Here is a 1,158-nt window from a genome sequence, read left to right as displayed (position 1 = left end):
GCCGGGCGCCGTGCGACGGCGCCCGGCCGGGCCGGAGCATGGCTGGAACAAGACGGACGTCCAGCCCGTTATGTCTCGCGAGAACCGTTCCTGAGAAGAGGTGGCATGGCGACGAGGAGAAGCCGGGTCGAGTTCGAGGACGACCACGGGACCACGGTCCGCTACGACCGGCACCCCAACGGCGGCGGGCTGGTCTCGCCGGGCGCGCGGGTGCACGACGACGCGAGCATCGCGACGACCGCGTACGTCGAGTCGGGGGCCCGTGTCGGGCCCCGCACGCGCGTGGGCAGCGGGAGCTGGATCGACCACGACGTCACCGTCGGCAGCGACGTGACGATCGGGACGACGGTCCACCTGCGCCCCGGCACCCGCGTCGGGCACCGCGCGCGGGTCGGCAGCCGGGCACGGCTCGGCGAGCACGTCGTCGTGGAACCGGGCGCGAGCGTCGCGCCCGACGAGATCGTGCCGGACCGCACGGTCGTCGGGCGCCACAGCGTCCGCACGGCGGCCTAGCGCCCGTCCGCCACGTCCGTCGGGCCCCGCCACGGGCGGGTGCCCGATGCGCGTCGCGGTCGTCCGTCCCGCGGTCGCTCGGCCCGGCAGGACCCTGCGTCGCCGTGGCCGACGCGTCCGGTCAGCGCCACAGCCCGGAGGCGTCCGGAACCGTCGGACCGCACGTCCCGCCCGGCTCGACCGTCGCCTCGTAGTGCCAGACCTCGTTGTCGAACACCTGGCACAGCCCGAACCGCCACCCGTGCTGCTGCAGCCAGTACGCGCCCGCGGTCGGCCCCACGTCGATCGCTGTCCCGGTGACGTGCGCGGACCCGTCGGGCGGGGCGACCCACCGGTGCGCCTCTTCCTCGGTGCCGTAGCGCGCGAGGGTCGCGTCGACGAGCGCCTGCTGCTCCTGCGCGGTCCGGCGGCCCGACGTGATCGTGAGCTCGACACCGTCCTCGGCCGCGGCAGCCCGCGCCTCCTCGAACCGGCGGACGAGCTCCGCGTCGAGCGCACCGTCGGGCGACGGCGGGTCGACCGGGGCGGCGTCGACCCCGGTCGCCGGGCCGACCGTCTCCGCGGCCGCCGGGGGTGCGACGGCGGGGCCCGGCGGGACGCCGAGCGCGGTGTCGAGCGCGCCCGTCCCGACGACCGTCGCCGCAC

At 76.9% G+C, this 1,158-nt stretch carries 2 protein-coding genes; one reads left to right on the top strand and one right to left on the bottom strand.

Annotated features, from left to right (window positions below; genetic code table 11):
* Window positions 1-105 precede the first annotated feature (105 nt).
* On the top strand, window positions 106-513 hold the full coding sequence (locus CBZ_RS20455) for a transferase (RefSeq protein WP_130783241.1): 408 nt from the start codon (window positions 106-108) through the stop codon (window positions 511-513).
* Window positions 514-634: 121 nt separating this feature from the next.
* Here CBZ_RS20455 and CBZ_RS20450 read toward each other — a convergent pair.
* The coding region (locus tag CBZ_RS20450) for a M15 family metallopeptidase (protein ID WP_130783240.1) at window positions 635-1,158 on the bottom strand (524 nt) is incomplete at its 5' end.

Origin of the sequence: Cellulomonas biazotea (genome assembly GCF_004306155.1) — a bacterium.
In the GTDB taxonomy this organism is placed as follows: domain Bacteria; phylum Actinomycetota; class Actinomycetes; order Actinomycetales; family Cellulomonadaceae; genus Cellulomonas; species Cellulomonas biazotea.
Note: the sequence above shows the minus strand (reverse complement) of the source record. Positions and strands in the feature narration are given on the sequence as shown.